The 18,789-nt window shown below is 73.0% G+C and carries 14 protein-coding genes; 8 read left to right on the plus strand and 6 right to left on the minus strand.

Translation table 11 applies throughout. The features are described 5' to 3' along the window. The first annotated feature begins 16 nt into the window (after window positions 1-16). The gene (locus ACFPIJ_RS50915; protein WP_380126718.1) at window positions 17-1,420 is read left to right on the plus strand and encodes a Fic family protein; all 1,404 of its coding nucleotides are present in this window, start codon (window positions 17-19) and stop codon (window positions 1,418-1,420) included. Between the two features lie 61 nt (window positions 1,421-1,481). On the opposite strand, the gene ACFPIJ_RS50920 is transcribed toward ACFPIJ_RS50915, so the two are convergent. From ACFPIJ_RS50920 to ACFPIJ_RS50930, 3 genes are all read right to left on the minus strand, one after another. Then, window positions 1,482-1,880 (minus strand): hypothetical protein, encoded by a 399-nt coding sequence (locus ACFPIJ_RS50920; protein WP_380126719.1) that lies wholly within the window; start codon window positions 1,878-1,880, stop codon window positions 1,482-1,484. 66 nt (window positions 1,881-1,946) lie between these two features. Then, window positions 1,947-2,726: a sulfite exporter TauE/SafE family protein gene (locus ACFPIJ_RS50925; RefSeq protein WP_380126720.1), complete on the minus strand. Its 780-nt coding sequence runs from the start codon at window positions 2,724-2,726 to the stop codon at window positions 1,947-1,949. A 320-nt stretch (window positions 2,727-3,046) separates the two neighbouring features. After that, window positions 3,047-3,763 (minus strand): GPP34 family phosphoprotein, encoded by a 717-nt coding sequence (locus tag ACFPIJ_RS50930; RefSeq protein WP_380126722.1) that lies wholly within the window; start codon window positions 3,761-3,763, stop codon window positions 3,047-3,049. Between the two features lie 242 nt (window positions 3,764-4,005). On the opposite strand from ACFPIJ_RS50930, the gene ACFPIJ_RS50935 reads away from it, so the two are divergent. Together ACFPIJ_RS50935 and ACFPIJ_RS50940 are read left to right on the plus strand one after the other, a co-directional pair. Further along, on the plus strand, window positions 4,006-5,577 hold the full coding sequence (locus tag ACFPIJ_RS50935; protein WP_380126723.1) for an APC family permease: 1,572 nt from the start codon (window positions 4,006-4,008) through the stop codon (window positions 5,575-5,577). Between the two features lie 129 nt (window positions 5,578-5,706). After that, the gene (locus ACFPIJ_RS50940) at window positions 5,707-7,692 is read left to right on the plus strand and encodes a primary-amine oxidase (RefSeq protein ID WP_380126725.1); all 1,986 of its coding nucleotides are present in this window, start codon (window positions 5,707-5,709) and stop codon (window positions 7,690-7,692) included. Window positions 7,693-7,829: 137 nt separating this feature from the next. Here the strand turns inward: ACFPIJ_RS50940 and ACFPIJ_RS50945 are convergent, their stop codons facing one another. The 3 genes from ACFPIJ_RS50945 to ACFPIJ_RS50955 form a co-directional block, all read right to left on the minus strand. After that, window positions 7,830-9,377: a hypothetical protein gene (locus tag ACFPIJ_RS50945; protein WP_380126726.1), complete on the minus strand. Its 1,548-nt coding sequence runs from the start codon at window positions 9,375-9,377 to the stop codon at window positions 7,830-7,832. Window positions 9,378-9,444: 67 nt separating this feature from the next. Further along, window positions 9,445-10,110, minus strand: a complete 666-nt coding sequence (locus ACFPIJ_RS50950) for a response regulator (protein ID WP_380126727.1) — start codon at window positions 10,108-10,110, stop codon at window positions 9,445-9,447. A 16-nt stretch (window positions 10,111-10,126) separates the two neighbouring features. Next, the gene (locus ACFPIJ_RS50955; RefSeq protein ID WP_380126728.1) at window positions 10,127-11,236 is read right to left on the minus strand and encodes a sensor histidine kinase; all 1,110 of its coding nucleotides are present in this window, start codon (window positions 11,234-11,236) and stop codon (window positions 10,127-10,129) included. A gap of 145 nt (window positions 11,237-11,381) precedes the next feature. Between ACFPIJ_RS50955 and ACFPIJ_RS50960 the strand changes: the two genes are divergently transcribed. From ACFPIJ_RS50960 to ACFPIJ_RS50980, 5 genes are all read left to right on the plus strand, one after another. Further along, window positions 11,382-11,588 (plus strand): DUF7489 domain-containing protein, encoded by a 207-nt coding sequence (locus ACFPIJ_RS50960; RefSeq protein WP_380126729.1) that lies wholly within the window; start codon window positions 11,382-11,384, stop codon window positions 11,586-11,588. 137 nt (window positions 11,589-11,725) lie between these two features. Continuing rightward, window positions 11,726-12,097 (plus strand): hypothetical protein, encoded by a 372-nt coding sequence (locus ACFPIJ_RS50965; RefSeq protein ID WP_380126730.1) that lies wholly within the window; start codon window positions 11,726-11,728, stop codon window positions 12,095-12,097. Then, window positions 12,094-13,041, plus strand: a complete 948-nt coding sequence (locus ACFPIJ_RS50970) for a hypothetical protein (RefSeq protein ID WP_380126731.1) — start codon at window positions 12,094-12,096, stop codon at window positions 13,039-13,041. The genes ACFPIJ_RS50965 and ACFPIJ_RS50970 overlap by 4 nt, the downstream gene beginning before the upstream one ends. Further along, window positions 13,034-14,755 (plus strand): tetratricopeptide repeat protein, encoded by a 1,722-nt coding sequence (locus ACFPIJ_RS50975; protein ID WP_380126732.1) that lies wholly within the window; start codon window positions 13,034-13,036, stop codon window positions 14,753-14,755. The genes ACFPIJ_RS50970 and ACFPIJ_RS50975 overlap by 8 nt, the downstream gene beginning before the upstream one ends. Next, window positions 14,752-18,717: a YqgE/AlgH family protein gene (locus ACFPIJ_RS50980; protein WP_380126733.1), complete on the plus strand. Its 3,966-nt coding sequence runs from the start codon at window positions 14,752-14,754 to the stop codon at window positions 18,715-18,717. Before ACFPIJ_RS50975 ends, ACFPIJ_RS50980 begins: the two co-directional genes overlap by 4 nt. Window positions 18,718-18,789: the final 72 nt, after the last annotated feature.

The following is an 18,789-nucleotide window of genomic DNA, read 5'->3' on the forward strand; positions in this document are numbered from 1 at the left end:
GCACGATGGCAGGACGATGACGGTCGACCCACGTCTCCAGAGCTGGGCCTTGGACTGGGCAGACGTCGACCCGGCCGCCCACCCGTTCGACCCGGCGAGCGTCCCCGCCGTCGTTCGCGCGGCGGCTCCGGCCGGCCTGCCCGGGCCCGACGACACGACGGCATCCGCCCCGGACCCGCGCCGCACGTGGGTTGACGCCGTGACGCTCGGGCTCGTCGACCGGTACGGCCGGTGGGCCGCCGACTGGCAGGAGCCGGCCACCGGGCACACCGCCGACGGTGGGCTGACGCTACGGTGGTGCTGCGCCCGGCACTCGATCACGACCCGGGAGCAGACCCTCGCCACCATCGCCGGCGCGCTGCTGGACTGGCGGTCCTACCTCGAGGAAGTCGCCGAATGCTTCGCCCGGCACCTGCCGCTGCCGGACGAACCGCAGGCGGCGTTCGCCGCCTGGGAGACCGCGGTCGGAGACCTCGTCGCGACGGCCGCGGCCCGCACGGCCTCCGCCGAGCACTGGTACGGCGACAGCGGGCGCGTCCTCACCTGGTTCCTCGCCGCCGCCGGCGTGCCGGACCACCTGTGCCGCGCCATGGTCGACGACGCGATCGGCGGACGGTTCCGGAGCTGGACCACGCCGACAGGCGCGGAGGTCGCCGACGCCGCGGAGGCCCTCGCCGCGGCGGTCACCGGCGTCGACCCGTTGCCTGAGGACTGGCCCGACACCTGGCCGTGGGACTGGCCCAGCCGGCGCAGCAGCGAACTGCCCGCCGCCTCGCGGGCGCCCCGGCCCGACCGTTCGGCACCGACGATCGATGCGCTCACCGTTTGGCGGCGGGTACGGCTGGCGGCGCGCTGGGCAGACGTCGCCGAGCACGTCCGCGGCCCGGTAGGCACCGGGCGCGATGGCGTGGCGGCGCACTTCGCGGCGCGGGAGGACGGCGCCGACCGGTTGCTCGCCGCGCTGGACCTGGCCCGCGCCGACGCCGCCGCGGGCGGCCCGCTCACGTTCGCCCGGCTCGAGCGCTGGCAGCGTGTCGTGCTCGGGACCGCCGAGGCGCCGTTCCGCACGACGTCCGCCTGGGCGAAGCACGGCCGGGAGTGGTACGCGTACCGACCGGACCTGCCCGACGCCTTCGACGCCTGCCTCGCCGAGGCCACGGACCCGCGGCTGCCGCTGCCGTCGCGGGCCGCCCGGGTGTACCTGGACGTGGCGTTCTTCCACCCGTTCACCGACGGCAACGCACGCTCGGCCGCGCTCGCGCTGGACTTCGTCCTCGCCCTCGAGGGCGTGGTCCTGGACCGGGCGGCGCCCTTGCTGATGACCGTGCGACCCGCCGGCGACACACGCGCCGCCGAGGCGATGGCCAGGCACGTCGCGGCCCTCACCGAACACACCCGCCGCCACGCCGGGCCGGGGTGACGCCGGCCCGCCCCTGCCTGCGGCGCATCGCCGTGCCCTACGGCGGCTGGGCCGCGTGCGATCACGCGCAGCCGCTCGGGGGCACGGTCGCGGCGGCGTCAAGCTGGTCAGCGCGGCGAACTGACGCGGTGCGTGCGGAGATGGCGACGCACGCCACCGGCAGCGGCCCATCGCTGGACGGGGACGGTCGCATCGTCAGGACCTGGACGCCGGCGTCCGCGATCTCGATCCCGGCCTCCAGTTCGATCAGCGGGTGACCGGCCCCCGCCAGCAGCGGGCGCACGTCCTCGATCGTCAGTGGATAGGCCGGCATCAGGTGCTGGTCCGCCAGGTCCGACGTGGGGCTGCGGCGGAACGCCCGATGTGGTCCGAGGAGCGCTTGCAGCTCGGCACGCGGGGTCCCGAACCGCAGCGGGTCGACTCCGGAACCGGGCTCGACTTCCCATGATCGCTCCGACACGCCTGCATCGTACGCAGTCGCGCTCGCTGCGGAAGGTCGCCGTTGAGCTGCCGCCGCTGTTCGCAGTCAGAGGAGCATGCGGGCGATCGCCGCGACGCCGACCACGACAATCAGCGCGCGCATCGCCGCCGGGGGCAGCCGCCGGCCGAAGTGGGCGCCGGCCACGCCACCGAGGGTCGCTCCGGTGGCGATCAGCGCGACCACCTTCCAGTCGACGGACCCGGCAGAGATCAGCAGGAAGATGACCGCGGCCACCACGTTCACGGCTGTGGTCAGCAGGTTCTTCAGGCCGGTGACGGACTGGATGTCGTCGGAGGTCAGCACGCTCATCAGACCGACGAGCAGGACGCCCTGGGCGGCGCCGAAATAGCCGCCGTAGATGCCGAGCACGTACACGCCGGCGACGACGCCCGCGAGCCGGGGGCCGGTCAGCGTCGCAAGGTGCCCGTGGCCGTCGCTGGTGTCGCGTCCGCGGGTGATGCGCCGCTGCAGCGCCGGGCCCCACACGACCATGACCAGACCGAGCGCGATCAGCCCGGGGACGATCATCTGGAACGCGGCAGCGGGCAGGACCAGCAGCAGGATCGCGCCGGTGATGCCGCCGAGCAGCGACGCGGGCAGCAGGCGGCGCAGCACGCCGCCGCGCCCGCGCAGCTCACGCCGGTAGCCGAAGGTGCCGGTGAGCCCGCCGCCGACCAGGCCGATGTTGTTGGAGACGTTTGCGACCAGCGGCGGATAGCCGAACAGCAGCAACGTCGGGAAGGTCACCAGGGTGCCGGAGCCGACCACCACGTTGATCATTCCGGCCCAGAACCCGGCCGCCAGCACCGCTATCGCTTCTGCCATGGCTTCGATGATCACCCCTCTTATCGGGGCCATGTCGGAGCGCTGTGCCGTTCGGGCAACAGCGTTTCCAACCAAGCCAAGATCGCAGCGTCATCAGTCTTCCGCACCGCGACAGACCACGATGGACCGGGGCACCGTTTCCGCACCGGAGCCGTTTGTTACAAACCCTGGCGGCCATTATCTGGTGAGCCGACGACAAATATAATCGTCTGCCGAGGACGCGGGGAATCGGAGGACCCCGGTGCGCGTGCGCATCGGGGTTTCATGATCCCTGCCTCGTCACGGTGGATTGCCGCGGTGTCGTGGGCGCAGATGTCCGCCTAACGCCGGGAAGGCCGACGGCCCTGCACGCTGAGCGTGCGGCCGACCTCCCCCAGGACGAACTGCATCTCCGTCTGCAGGTTCGTGACCATGAACTGGAGCCTGGCGCGGAACTCGTCGACGGGGACGGTGCTGTCCCTGGAAATCTCCAGGTCGAGGTTGGTGGCGAGCATGAAACCGGCATTTACCGCCGTTTCATAGTATTGGCGCACGTCGTCGCCCTGCTGGAACTGGTGGTAGCCGTTCTCGATCAGGTAGCGCTGCGTGACGGTCGGGCCGGCCGCGACGTGCGGATCTACCGGCATGTAGGTGTTCCGGCGGACCCGTTCCAGCAGGCCGCGCTGCTCCATCCGGGTCCGGACCTGGTCAGGTCCGTGCGTGGCCCAGAAGTTGATCCAGTCCCGGACCGGGTAGAGGGCCGGTCGCCTGTTGAGCTCCTTCCATGCGTGCTGCTCAAATGCTGTCGGCGACCCGTGCGGAGGCCGACCCGCCAAGGTTTCGGAGTCGGACTGGTCGGCGAGCGGCGACTTCCGGGAGGGAGCCAGCGCCCCGTCAGGGGTGATCTCGACGTGGCCGTCGAACCACAGTTCAGCGATCAGCGCACCGCCGAGCACCACATTGAACAGGGACTCGGCGATCAACGTCTCGGGCCTGTACTGGCTGTGGAACAGGAACCAGACCTGGTCACCGAGCGGCAGACGGCTCAGCGGCTGCATGACGCGTCTCCCCAACCCTGGTATTGATTCCCGGAAATGGCCAACGTTTGGGCCCAAAAACTTCGACTGCGTACCGTAGCCGATGGCATACCAGTTCTCAACCTGAGCCAAGCCACGCAGGGCGAACACTACCGTCGGTCATGTTTCTTCTCGGTTAACGACTGTCGTCGTTCATTCGGTATTGAAGTACCTCTAAGCCGGGGCTATGGTGCCTTGTCAACAATCATGACGATGGGATCTCAATGACAACCATGCAAGGGCAACTGCCCGATGCACCCGGGCTGGCGGGCCGGAGTCTGGGGACCGGCAAGCTTGTGTTCTTCGTCGTCAGTGCGTCCGCGCCGATGACCGTCCTCGCCGGCGGGGTGGTGGTCACCCTCGCGGTGACCGGCAACGTCGGCACCCCGCTGTCGTTCCTGCTGCTGGGCGTGGCATTGGCGCTGTTCGTGGTCGGCTACGCCGCGATGACCCGCTACATCGACAACGCCGGCGCGTTCTACTCCTACATCGCCCAGGGCCTCTCCGGCGCCTGGGGCGTATCCGCCTCGGCCGTGGCGTTCGTCGCGTACAACACCATCCAGATCGGCCTCTACGGGCTGTTCGGCGCGATGATGAACATGTTCGCCGAGGCGCACTGGGGGCTGACCTGGTCCTGGTGGGTGTGGTCGCTGCTGCTGTGGGCGATCATCGCCGTCCTCGGCGTGCTCAACATCGACCTCTCCGCGAAGGTCGTCGGCGTGCTGCTCATCGCCGAGGTCGCCGCGGTGCTGCTGTTCGACACCGCCGCGCTCGGGCACCCGGCCGGCGACACCGTCTCGTTCGCCGGACTCGACCCCGGCAACCTCTTCGGTCCCGGCCTGGGCGGGGTCCTCGCGTTCGGCATCGCCGCGTTCGTCGGCATCGAGTCCGCCGCGGTGTACAGCGAGGAGACCCGCAACCCGCAGCGCACCGTTGCCCGCGCCACCTACATCGGCGTGGCGATCACCGCGATCCTCTACGCCTTGTCCTCATGGGCGATGACGGTCACCGTCGGCCCGGACCAGGTCGTCGCGACCGCCCAGGATCCGGAGGGTGGCCTGCCCTTCAGCGTGATCGCCCAGCACATCGGCGAGGGTTTCGCGACGACGGCGAACGTCCTGTTCCTGACCTCGATCATCGCGGCGATGCTGTCGTTCCACGCGGTCGTCGCCCGCTACACCTTCAGCCTGGGCCACGAGCGCGTCCTGCCGGCGTGGACGGCGAAGACGAGCCGGCGCACCGCGGCGCCGGTCGCCGGTTCCCTGCTGCAGACCGCGCTGGCGGCCGTCATCGTCGCCCTGTTCGTCGCACTGAACCGTGACCCGATCGCCGAGTTGTTCACGTGGCTCAGCTACATCGCCGCGGTGGGGGTCATCCTGCTCATGCTCGCCACGTCGGTGGCCGTCATCGGCTTCTTCAACCGGCGCGCCGGCGGCCCGGAGTCGCTGTGGCAGCGGCTCATCGCCCCGGCCCTGGCCGCCCTCGCTCTGGCCCTCATCCTCGTCGTCACGGCGGTCAACTCCGACTCGGTCCTGGGGGCCGAGGCCGGGTCGGCGCTGACCTACGTGCTGCCCGGCATCATCATCGTCGCCGCGATCATCGGCCTCAGCTGGGGCTACGTCGTCAAGAGCAACCGCCGTGACGTGTACGACGGCATCGGCCGCGGCGGCATCGAGGACAGCGCCACCGGCCTGTCCGGGCTCTCCGGCCTGTCCGGGCTGCCCGGCCTGGCCAGCCCGACCGGTGCGGTCCCACCACAGTCCGGCCCGGCCGAACACTCCTCCCGGGTGCGGTGACCGTTCCGTCCGCGACCCGACCCCGATGCACCACCCCACGATGACGGCGGACCCGGAACATCTCCGGGTCCGCCGTGATCGTCTCCCCCTCGCAGCGCCCCGTTCAGCAGCATGGAAGAAGGCCCGAGCATGACTGCCGCACCGACCGCACCGACCGCACCCACCACCGCCCCGGCGGTGACCCACCCCCTCGACCGGCTCACCTCCGACGAGATCGTCGCCGCGCGGGCGATCCTCGACACGGCCGGGCTGCTCGCCCCGACCACCCGCTTCGCCTACCTCGGCCTGGACGAACCGGCGAAGGCCGAGGTGCTCGCGTTCACCGCCGGCACCACCCCGCGGCGGAGCATCCGGGCCGTGCTGCTGGACGTCGCGACCGGCGTCGCGGAGACCGTCGTGGTGTCCCTCACCGACGCCGCCGTCACCCGGCGCACCCCGATCGACCCGATCACCGACGGACAGCCGCCGATCCTGCTCGAGGAGTTCGTCGCCGTCGACGAGATCGTCAAGGCCGACCCGGGCTGGGTCGCCGCGATGGCGAAACGGGGCCTGACCGACCTCACCCTGTTGCGTCCCTGCCCGCTGTCCGCCGGAGTGTTCGACCTGCCCGGTGAGCAAGGCCGCCGGCTGTTGCGGGTGTTGTCCTTCGTCGCGAACCGTGACGACGACCATTGCTGGGCGCACCCCGTCGACGGTGTCGTCGCCTACGTCGACCTCACCGCCCGGCAGGTCGTCGAGCTCATCGACGCCGCCGACCTGCCCATCCCGGCCGAGGAGGGCAACTTCGACGACCCCGCCTACACCGGCCCCGCCCGCCAGACCCTCAAGCCGATCGAGATCACCCAGCCGGCCGGGCCCTCCTACACCGTCGACGGCAACGTGGTCAGCTGGGAAGGCTGGACGTTCAGAGTCGGGTTCGACGCCCGCGAGGGCCTCATCCTGCACCAGCTCGCCATCCAGGGCCGCCCGGTCGTGTACCGCGCCTCGATCGCCGAGATGGTCGTCCCCTACGCCGACCCGTCACCGGTCAGATACTGGCAGAACTACTTCGACACCGGCGAATACCTGCTCGGCGCCCAGGTCAACAGCCTCGAACTCGGCTGCGACTGCCTCGGCGAGATCCACTACTTCGACGCCGACCTCGCCGACGGCAACGGCGCGGTGGACACCAGACCCAACGCGATCTGCATGCACGAGGAAGACGCCGGCGTGCTGTGGAAGCACACCGACCTGTTCACCGAGTCCCGCGAGGTCCGGCGAGCTCGCCGCCTCGTCATCTCGTTCTGGGCCACGGTCGGTAACTACGACTACGGCTTCTACTGGTACCTGTACCTCGACGGCACCATCGAGCTCAAAACCCAGGCCACCGGCGTCATGTTCACGTCCTCATACACCCGGGACACCCCGTGGACCACGCAGGTCGCCCCCGGCCTCGGCGCCCCAGCCCACCAGCACCTGTTCTGCGCCCGTCTCGACATGACCGTCGACGGCGTCGCCAACACCGTCGACGAGGTCGACATCCGCCCCGACCCGATCGGCCCGGACAACCCCTACGGCAACGCCTTCAGCCGCACCCACACCCGCATCAACAGCGAGGCGGACAGCGCCCGGGACGCCAACCCCGCCGCCGGCCGGGTCTGGCGCATCGAGAGCACCGAACGCGCCAACCGCCTCGGCCAGCCCACCGCCTACGTCCTCACGCCGCAGGGCCTGCCCGTCCTCCTGGCCGACCCCAGCTCCTCCATCGCCCGCCGCGCGGCGTTCGCCACCAAGCACCTCTGGGTCACCCGGTACGACCCGGCCGAACGGTTTCCCGCCGGTGACCTCGTCAACCAGCACCCCGGCCACGCCGGCATACCCACCTACGTCCGACAGGACCGCCCACTGGCCGGCCAGGACGTGGTCCTCTGGCACACCTTCGGTTTGACCCACTTCCCCCGCACCGAGGACTGGCCAGTCATGCCCACCGACAGCGCCGGCTTCACCCTCAAGCCCTACGGCTTCTTCGACCGCAACCCCACGCTCGACCTCCCCGCCTCCACGTCCACCCACTGCGCGCCGGCCACTGGCACCGAACACACCGACGCCCACACCGGAAACGGCGCCTGCCACTGACCTCACCGACGACACCATGGCCCGGACCGCGCACCCCCAGTGCCGCTCCGGGCCCTCGCCTTTCCCCCCTGGCGGTCAATTCCACGAGATGCGACCTGAACGCAGGGCGGGGCGGCTTGAATCGGGGTAATACGACCCTAAGGTGGAGAATGTACCGATCCCGTGCCACCACGCCTGTACACCGCCGCCCAGGGGCTCACCGCGATCATCCGCAACCTCGCGCGGGCCGGGGCTCTCATGTCCGAGGCCATCGCGGCGGGCGGCGACGCCGCGCGGCTGTTCATTGCGGGGAGCCGCCTCGCCGCCACGGTCCCGACGGCGACGGTGAGCACCGTGACCACGATGAGGTACCCGCGGTCCAGCGGGCTGTCCGCGTTGCCGATCAGGCCGAAGACGGTGTGCCCGGCGAGCGCGCCGGTGCACGCCGCCACGGTGTGGCGGGCGGTCCAGCCGCCGGCCGCGCCCCAGCGGCGCAGCGCGACGAGCGTGGCGGCGGCCACGGCGGCCGCGCCGGCCATCGGCAGCAGCGCCCAGGCGCCGTGGGTGAACAGGGGCTGCCGCGCTCCCGCGAAGGGCCAGATCGCGCCGAGGAACACCAGCGCCGACACCGCCGTGAGGGCGCCCAGGACCGCGGGCCGGGGCGGCACGGCGGGGCGCGCCGGGCGGACCCGCACCCGCAGGGCGAGCACCACCAGGACGGCGATCACGGCGGCGATGCCCAGGACGGCCGGCAGCGGCATGGTGTACCCCGGATCCTCGCCCGGCGGCACGGCAACCCGCAGCAGCGCGGCGCCGAGCAGGGTGACGACCCCGGCCGCGATGACACCGCCGCGGCGCAGGTACGCCGCCGTGCCGTGGCGGGCGAAGCACAGCTCGGTGAGCGCGACCGGGACCGTGATGCTGAAGACCGCGTGGTAGACGAGGTTCAGCTCCGTGTAGGCGGTGTTGACACCGAACAGTCGCGGCGCCCAGTCGGCGGCGTGGTACAGGTGGGGGCTGGTCAGGCTCTGCAGGGCCAGGCCCTCCTCCAGCAGACCGTAGGCGACGCCCATGAGCAGCAGGTTCGGGTAGCCGCCACCGGCGCGGCGGACCACCTCGCGCACGAACAGGGCACCGGCGCTGTAGACGGGGGCGAAGACCAGCCAGGCCCAGGCCAGCCGCAACGGCACCGTGCCCAGCGTGACCTCGGCGACGACCGGTGCGAGGACGACCAGCAGCAGCGCGGCGCGGCGGTTGCGCGGGCGCGGGTCAGGCACCGGCTGGAACGCGGCGCGGACCACGGGCCGGTTCACGGCGGCGATGAGCGCGGCGAGGACGGCGAGCTGGACCCCCTGCACGACGCGCAGCCACCACGGATACCCGCCCGACACGAACAGCCAGCCAACGGCGACGAACCCCAGGACCGACACGATGCGCACCCGGCGGTAGGCACGGTACGCACCGGCCAGCAGCCGGCGGGCCACCCACCAGTACAGCCCGGCGACGACGAGGATCGGGATCGGCCGCGTCCACAACGTGCGGGCGAGCGCGGCCGGGTCGGCGTCCGGGTGGCGGTGTCGCTGGTAGGCCAGGACGTTGCCGTGCAGGACCAGGGTCAGCGCCGCGGAGGCCACGCCGAGCGCGAGACCCGCGACGAGCAGACCGACGACGACGCGAACGGCCCGGCGTTGCTGCGGTGTCATCATGACACCGACGCTACGAACGCGGCGGCGCGCGCACGTCCAACCGACGACCGGTCCCGCGCCTACGACTTCAGAATGACGGCCGGGGCCGGACCAGACCGAGGTCGTAGGCGAGCACCACGGCCTGGACCCGGTCGCGGACGCCGAGCTTGCGCAGGATCGACGACACGTGGGTCTTGACCGTCGCCTCGGTCACGACCAGCCGCTCGGCGATCTCGGCGTTGGCGGCGCCACGGGCCAGCAGCATCAGCACCTCCCGCTCCCGCTCGGTGAGCTGCTCCAAGGCGCCGTGCGCGGCCGGCGGCGTCGCGTCGATGGCGGCGAACCGGTCCAGCAGCCGCCGGGTCGCGCTCGGCGCCAGCAGGGCGTCGCCGCGGGCCACGATCCGGATCGCCTCAACGAGGTCGGCCGGGCGGACGTCCTTGAGCAGGAACCCGCTGGCGCCGGCCCGCAGCGCCGCGTACAGCGCCTCGTCGAGGTCATACGTGGTGAGGATGATGACCCGTGGGGCGCCGGGCCGCCCGGTCAGCTGCGCGGTGGCGGCGACGCCGTCGAGGCCCGGCATCCGCACGTCCATGAGCACCACGTCGGGCCGGGTCTGCTCGACCAGCCGGATCGCGTGCGCGCCGTCGGAGGCCTCGCCGACCACCTCGAGGTCGTCGCGGGCCTCGAGGATCATCCGGAACCCGGAGCGCACGAGCGCCTGGTCGTCGGCGATCAACACCCTGATCGTCATGTCGCCTCCGCCTCGCTCATCGGGTGCGCTCCCCCGTCGGCAGCCGCGCCGCCACCTCGAACCCGCCGCCGGGCGCCGGTCCGGCCCGCAGCGTGCCGCCGAGCAGTGCGGCGCGCTCGCGCATGCCGGCGATGCCCTGTCCCGTTCCGGCGTCGGAGCCGCCCCGGCCGTCGTCGCGGACCTCGACGGACACCTCGGCAGGCCCGCTGCGGATCACCACCTCGGCCCTGCCCGCACCGGCGTGCCGGAGCGCGTTGGTGAGGGCCTCCTGGATGATCCGATACGCCGACAGCTGCACCGCCAGCGGTACCTGCGCGGCGTCGGCGTCCTCCCGGCGGACCGTCACGGGCAGCCCGGCCGCGCTCACCGTCTCGGCGAGCCGCTCGACGTCACCGAGACCCGGCTGCGGCGCCGCCTGAGCCCCGGTGTTGCCCTCGTCGTCGGCCCGCACGGTGCGCAGGAACCAGCGCAGCTCGGCGAGGGCCTCCCGCCCGGCCTGCTCGGTGCGCCGCAGCGCCTCGCGGGCCCGCGCCGGGTCGGCGTCGAACACGTCGTCGGCCGCGGCCGCCTGCACGACCATGACCGACACGGTGTGGGAGAGCACGTCGTGCAGCTCACGCGCGATCCGGGCCCGCTCCTCGAGCACGGCCTGCCGCCGCTCGGCGAGCCGCCGCGCACCGCGGGCCCGCACCAGCGCGCCCCAGCTCCAGGCGAGCACGACCCCGCCGAGCCACAGCCCGGCCATCGCCCAATGCCCGCGGGCAACGGCCGGCCCGCAGGCGGCGAGCGCGCCGAGGCCCAGCCCCCAGAGCGTCTCGGCGGCGGGCCGCAGCCACGCGTACGTGCACACCACGACGAACGTGAGGCCCGGCCCCACGCCCGGGTACAGCACCTGCAGCCCGGCGGCGGCCGCGAGCACGACGACGGTCCCGAGCCGGTGCCGGACCCCGAGCCACCAGAACCCGGCGGCCTGCGCGAGCACCAGCAGCACCGCCACGGCCCGCCCGGCGGCGCCCGTCACGACGAGCGGTGCGGGCGTGAGCAGCGGCGCCGACACGACGACGGCACCCACGGCGGCGAAACCCCGCCAGCGCCGCGAGAAGCGCGCCGTGTAGCCGTCACCCATCCGCCGAACCCTACCCGGACCGCTGCCGGCACTCATCCTGAAGTCGTAGACGCAGGACCCGTCTCACGGCGGACGTGCCTGATCCCGCGGATTCGTACGGTTGCTGCATGACCGCGCCGAAGCGGCCGTTCACCAGGGGGATTCGATGACCACGAACGAGAACGCGTGGAGCGGGACCGTCGCGAAGAAGTCGCGCGGGTTGTTGGACGGCTCCAACCTGTACCGGCGCCTGAAGGTCCGGCTCGACGACGGTACCCATCTCAACGTCAAGGTCGACCGGACGCTGTGGAGCCAGCTCCAGGTCGGCGACCGCGTCGTCAAAACCGCAGGCGAGCAACCACACCGCGGCTGACCGACCGGGAACGGACCACGGCAGACCTTGGCGCCGCCCAAGGACGGCGGCCGGGCCGCGATCCGTTCGGCCCATTGCAGTCCGCGTGACCAGCACCCATCGTTGTCGTGATGTTGCCGTTGGTCACAGGAGGACCGATGGGTGCCGCCGAGCGTCTCGAAGCGTTGTGCCAGCGTTACGCCAGAGGAGACCTCGCGGAGCATGTCGCGGGGACGGATGCGGAGCCGTTGCTGGATCGCGTTCTGGCCACCGCGCGGGAAGGCGGCGATCCGGCACGGCTGGACGGCGACCTCGACCGGATGGAAGCGGCGCTGTCGCACCTCGGGATCGACGGCGTGACCACGAGCGACCGGTCGTACCGGGTCTGGCGCGGCGGCGCGGGCCATCCCGTCGTGCACGCCCTGGTCTGCCCCGCCCGCACGTGCAGCCGCGCGGAGCCGGACACCCCGGTGCCGCCCCCATGCGCCGTCCACGGGCGGTCCCTGGACCGTGTGCAGATCCCGACGTGACCGCCCTGCTCGCCACGCTGGGCGGCAAGCTTGCCGACCGGTGGGCCGCCGCGATCCTCGGACCCGGCCTGCTCTTCGTCGGTGCCGTGGTGTGCGCCGGGCAGCTCGGGCAGCGCCATGCAACGGACTTCGGGCGGCTGGGGGTCTGGATCTCGGCGGTGGCGGCCGACTCGGCCAGTCACAGTCCCGGCGCGGTGCTGCTGTTCGGCGTGGGTGTCCTGCTCGCCTCGATCGCGGCCGGCCTGGGCGCCTCGGCGGCCGGCCGGGTCGTCGAACGTGTCTGGCTCGTCACCGGCGAGCGTCCGCCCGCGAGCGCGCTGCGGATCTGGCGCCGGCGGCGCTGGTCCCGCGCCGACGAGCGGGTCGAGCTGGCGCGGGACAGGGCCGTCCGGGCGGTCGTCCTGGGGCCCGCCGAGGCGGCCGACGCGGCTGCGGTGTACGCCGCCGCCCTCGCCCGGCGCAACGCGATCTGCCTGGTTGAACCGGACCGGCCGGGGTGGATGGCGGACCGGCTGCTCGCGGCCGACGCGCGGGTGCATCGAGCCTACGCGATCGATCTGGGGGCGGTCTGGCCCCGGTTGTGGAGCGTGTCCTCGGCCGAGTTGCGCGCCGACCTGGGCGCGGTGCAGGACGCGTACGCCGGCGCCGCCCGGCTGCAGGGCTGGGGTCTGCTGTACGTGACGCTGGGTCTGTGGTGGTGGCCCGCGCTGCTGGTGGGGGCCGGCACGTTGGTTGCCGGCCATGCGCGGGGCCGGGCCGCGGCCGGCGTCCTCGCCGAGCTTGTCGAGACCGCAGTCGACCTCCACGGCCGCGACCTCGCCAACCGGTTGGGCATCGTCGCCGATGGGCCGCTGCACCGCGGGATCGGCTTGTCGATCACCGAGATCGCCCGGAAGGACGGGCCGCCTCGGCCACCGGTCGCGGACGGTGGCGGGCATGGCTGAAGACCCGGACGGCGCCGAGGACTCCGACGTGATCCGGCTGCTGAGCCGTGCCGAGACGCTCCAGCGGGCGGGCCGGCACGTGGAAGCGCTCGCGGACCTCGACCGCGCCGTCGAGCTGGCTCCGGAGGAAGCCGGGGTGTACGAGGCGCGCGGCGCGCTCCGCCACAACCTGCGGCGGTACGCCGAGGCGTTGGAGGACCTGGACCGGCTGGTCCGGCTCGACCCCGACGACGGCTGGGGCACGGTGTTGCGCGCCATGACATTGCAGGAGCTCGGTCGCGGCGCGCAGGCCATTGCCGACCTCGACCGGGCGGTCCGGCTCAACCCGGCTGACGCGGCGGTCTTCGGCATGCGTGGTGAGGCCCTCCGGGTCGCCGGCCGGTACGCCGAGGCGACAGCCGACCTCGACCGGGCGATCGAGCTCGATCACCGGTACGCGTTCGCGTTCACTGTCCGCGGCCATACGCACCTGCAGCAGGGCCGGCGATCGGCGGCGCTGGCCGACTTCGACCGGGCGATCGAGCTCAACCCGGGTTACGTCCAGGCGCTCGTCCTGCGCGCGGAAGCCAGCCGCGGGTTGCGCCGGTACCGGGAGGCACTGATCGACCTCGACCGGGCGGTCGAGGTCGATCCGGCCAACAGCTGGGCCATCGCCCGCCGCGGCGACACCCGTCGGCTGCTGGGCCGCCACGACGAGGCGTTGACGGACTTCGACCGGGCGATCGAGCTCAACCCGGACGCCGCGTGGGCCGTTGCTCGCCGCGCGGAGACCTACCGGACCACCAACCGGTTCAGCGAGGGGCTCGTCGACTTCGACCGGGCCGTCCGGTTGGCGCCGGGCGACACCTGGACTCGTTCCCGCCGGGGCGAAGCGTTCCGGCAGCTGGGCCGGTATCAGGAGGCGCTGGCAGACCTCGACGAGGTCGTCGCGGCCGACCCGGGCGACACGTGGTCGATCTTCAGCCGGGCGCAGACGCTGCGCGACATCGGACGCCCGGCCGACGCCCTGACCGACATCGACCGTCTCATCGCGGCGGACGCGGTCCACGACTGGGCCTTCGGCGAACGCGGCCGGCTCCTGATCGCCCTGGGCCGGCCCGAGGAGGCGTTGGACGCCTTCGCCCGGTCCGCCGCCGCCGGCTCCACGAGTCCCTTGCTGGATGTCGGTCGCGGGAGCGCGCTGCACCTGCTCGGTCGGCACGAGGCCGCGATGAGCGAGCTCGACCGGGCCGTTGCGGCGTGTCCGGGCGACGCCGCGCTGCACCATCAACGCGGCCGCATCGGGCTCGCGCTCGGGCTGTACGCGCAGGCCGAGAACGACGTCGCGGCGGCGGTCCGGCTGGACCCGGCCAACGCCAGGTACCTGTTCGGGCGGGGACTGGCGCGGTGGTGCCAGGGGAACCTGCCGGGCGCCGTCGCCGACGTCACGCAGGCGCGTGCCCTGCCCGTGCCGCCACCTGATCAGGGTCGCCGTGAGCTTGAGACGCTCACCGGCGAGGTCATCTGGCACACCGTGCAGCGCCACGATGCGAGCGCCGGCCGGGCGGCAGACCTCCTGCTGGCCGAGGGGGCACCGGCCGAACTGCTCCGGGAGGCCCTCGACGGCCTGCTCGCCGTCTCACGCGCGGCACCCGAGCGCGGTGCCGCGGCGCGTCAACTGATCGAACGGCTGCAGGCGGCCACCGCAGTGACCCGACGCGACGGGGAACCATGACCGACGAGACAGACGCGGCGCAGGCGCCCGTGCTCACCGGACGGCTGCTCGTCGCAGGTCCGGCCATCGACGACCCAGGCGTGCGGCGCGCCGTCGTTCTGGTGCTCGTGCATGAGGCCGACGTCGTCGTCGGTCTCGTGCTCGGCTGGCCGACGGGCGAAGCCGCCGCGGACGTCGCCCCCGACTGGGCGTCACTGGCCGCACCGCCGGCGGTGCTGTTCGACGGCGGGCCCTTCGAACCGGAAAAGATCTTCTGCCTGGTTCGCGTCGACGACGGCGTCACACCGGCTCCGGCGCTGCTGTGGCCGGTGTACGGGCCGGTGGGCACGGTCGACCTGGCCGTCGAGAGCGAGGACGAGCATCGCACGCGCGCGGCGGTCCAGGTTGCCCGCCTGTTCGCCGGCTACACCGCCTGGGAGAGCGACGAATTGGAGGTCGAGATCCGCCGCGGCCACTGGGTCGTGGTCGAAGCGCGGCCCGAGGACCCGTTCGACGCCCTGAGCGACGAGTGGTGGCACGAACTGCCGTCCCGCCTCGCCGAGAGGGCGGCGCCCGGCAGCCTGGCCGGACGGCCCGGCGAACTCGCGGCGGCGCTGCTGACGCTGCACAGGCGCACCGGCGACCAGGACGCGCTGCTGCAGGCCGCCGAGGCCGGCCGTGCCGCGATCGCCGCCGCAGCGCCCGACGCAACGGACCTCGCCGCGCTGCTCGCCGACCTCCGGTCCAACCTGACGGATCAGTACGACGACAGCACCGATCCGGCGGCCCGAACCGAGACGGCCAGGGCGTTGCTCGCCGTGACACCGCCCGGGGATCCGCTGCACGCCAACCGCCTGGGCATGCTCGCCAGCGCCCTGACCATGTTGGCGGAGCGGACCGGGGACGAGGCGACGGCGCGTGACTCGGTCGCCGTGGCTCGTTCCGCGGTGGCCGCCGCGCTGGACGACCCGCAACGCCGCGAGTGCCGGGCCATACTCAGCGCCGCCCTGACGATGCTGCACTACCGCATCACCGACTGGGCGGCGTTGGCCGAGGCCGCGGCGCTCGCCCGGCAGACGCTCGGCCCGGACGGCGCACTGCCCGACCTCACCGTCCCAGCCCTGAACTACCTCGGGCTCACGCTCATGTTGACGTTCGAGCGGACCGGCGATCCCACCGACGGCCGAACCGCCCTCGCCGCCTTTCGCGCTGCTTCGGCCGGGATCGAGCAGGACCACCCCGGACGCGGTGTGGTGCTGGCGAACGTCGCCGGGGTCCTGCGCATGCTGGCTGACCGCACCGGCGACCCGAACACCATGCTCGAAGCGGTGTCCGTCGGCCAGGAAGCGGTCGCCGCGCTTCCCGCCGGCCACCCGTCCCGGTCGCTGGGGCTGAACAATCTCGCGACGGCGCAGTTGCGGCGCTTCGAGCGCACCGGCGACCTCAACGCGCTGCGCGGCGCCGCCGAGGCCGGCCGCGCCGCCGTGGCCGAAGTCCCCGCCGGTCACCCGGACCGCCCGTTGTATCAGGGGCAGCTGACCGCGACGCTGCGAGCGCTGCACCTGCGGACCGCCGACCCCGCCGTCCTCCACGAGGCCGTGTCCGTCGGCCGGGCCGCGCTTGCCGCCGCAGGCACCGGTAGCCGCCGTCTCATGATCACCTCCAACCTCGCGATGATGCTGCTCACGGTGGGTCTGTTCGAAGGCGACCTCGGAGCGCTCCGCGAGGCCGTCACGCTGCTGCGGGCCGCGGCCGAGGCGACGCCCGACGCCGATCCCATGCGCTCGCTGCTGCTGGTCAATCTCGGGGTCGCGCTGAACAGCCTGCGCACTGCCACGGCGGACCGGACACTGGTCGGCGAGGTCACCGACATCGCCCGCCGCGCGGTCGCGGCAACACCGCCGGACCACCTGCAACGCCCCAACGCGCTGAGCCTGCTCGCCAACGCGCTGCAGGACCTGTTCGAATCACGCGGCGCCCGCAATGCCGGCCGGGAAGCGATCGTCGTGCGCCGCGCCGCCCTGGCCGGCGTCACGCCGGGCCACCTGCTGCTGCCGTCCCAGCACAGCGGCCTGAGCAAGACCCTGCTGGAGTACGCCCGACGCACCGGCAACGCCGCAGCGCAACGCGACGCGACGGCGCACGGCCGCGCCGCCGTGGCGGCCAGCACGCCCGGGGAGGCGATCCACGACTCCTACGTGCTCAGCCTCGGCACCGCGTTGCTGGCTGAGTTCGATCGCACCGGTGACGACGCCACCCTGACGGAGTGCCGGCAGGTGCTGGCCGGCCCGGCCGGCGCGCCCGGCGCCCGGGTCGAACTGCGCCTCCGGGCCGCCGCCCAGCTGGCTCGGGCACACCTGCGCGCCGGCGACAGCGGCGCCGCGCTCGGCGCCGCCGAGGCCGCGATCGGCCTGCTGCCGCTGGCCGCCCCGCGGGCGATGGCCCGCGGCGACCGCGAGCACCACCTGGGCCAGTTCGCCGGGCTGGGGGCGCTGGGCGCGGCGTGCGCACTGACCGACGGGACGCCCGGCCGGGCGGTGGAACTGCTGGAGGCGGGCCGCGGCATCCTGCTGGCCGAAACCATGGACGATCACCGCGAGGAGGCCCGGCTCCGGCAGGAAGCTCCGGACCTGGCCGACGAGTACAGCCAGCTCCGAGACCGCCTCACCACGCTCGACGCGCCACGGCCCGGCGCCCTCGCCCCCGACGTCCTCGCGGCCGCAGGGCCGCCCCCGGACGCCAGACAGGCCCGCCAGTCGTACCAGGCCGAGGCGGCGCTGCGGGCCGAGACGGTCGGGCGCCTGACGGAGCTGCTGGGTCAGGTGCACGACCGGCCGGGGTTCGGCAGCTTCCAGCGACCGCCGCGCATCGACGAGCTCCGGCCGGCGGCGGCCGGCGGGCCGATCGTCATCGTCACCGCCGACTCCTCCCGTTGCGACGCGCTGATCGTCACCGCGGACGGGCCAGTGCGGCTCGTGCCCCTGCCGGGCCTCACGCCTGCGGTGGCCCTCGCACAGGCCGACCGCCTGCTCGCGGCCCGGCGCTCCGCACGCGACGAGCGGAATCCGTTCGGTGTGCGCATCCGGGCCCAGCAGACGCTCCACCGGGTGTTCGGCTGGCTGTGGGACACCGTCACCGAACCGGTGCTGACCGCCCTGGGCCACACCACCTTCCCGGGCGAGGACGGGGACTGGCCGCGGGTCTGGTGGTGTCCGGTCGGAATCATGGCGTTCCTGCCGCTGCACGCGGCCGGCCACCACCACGAGACGCCGCCGGACGTGCCGCATCCGCGCACGGTGTTGGACCGGGTCGTGTCCTCGTACACCACGACCATCCGCGCACTCGCCTACACCCGGGAGGAGGCCGGTCAAGGTCCCGCCGGAAGCGTGCCGCTGATCGTGTCGGTGCCCGAACCGCCGGGCGCGGTCCCGTTGGAGCACGTGGCGGATGAGGTGGATGCGATCGCCGGGCTGCTGGGCGCGCGAGTGCTCGACGGGTCCGCCGCGACCCGCGACTCGGTCCGATCCGCGCTCGTCCATCACTCCGTCGTCCACTTCGCCTGTCACGGCATCAGCGACTGGGACGCCCCCGGCGAGAGCCGGCTCGTCCTGCACGACCACCTCAGCGCGCCGCTCACCGTCGCGGACATCTCCCGGCTGCGGCCGGGCAACGCCGACCTGGCGTATCTGTCCGCCTGCTCGACGACCGACACACGCACGAACCTCGCTGACGAGGCCGTGCACATCACGGCCGCGTTCCAGCTCGCCGGATACCGCCACGTGATCGGCACGCTCTGGCCGGTGAACGACCAGGCGGCCGCACAGACGGCGATCACCTTCTACAGCACCCTGACCGGCGGCGGCAGCCACCCGGCCGACGTCGGCAATGCCGCGTCCGCGTTGCACCGCGCAGTCCGGCTGACGCGCACCGCAAGCCTCAACAGCCCGACCCGGTGGGCCGCACACATCCATGTCGGCCACTGAGCCGCTTCCCCGCCGCCGCGCATGCATTGACCTGGCGGGTTGTGGATTGTGGCCGTGTTGTCCGCGCCACCG

Origin of the sequence: Dactylosporangium cerinum, assembly GCF_042653625.1 — a bacterium.
Lineage (GTDB): Bacteria > Actinomycetota > Actinomycetes > Mycobacteriales > Micromonosporaceae > Dactylosporangium > Dactylosporangium cerinum.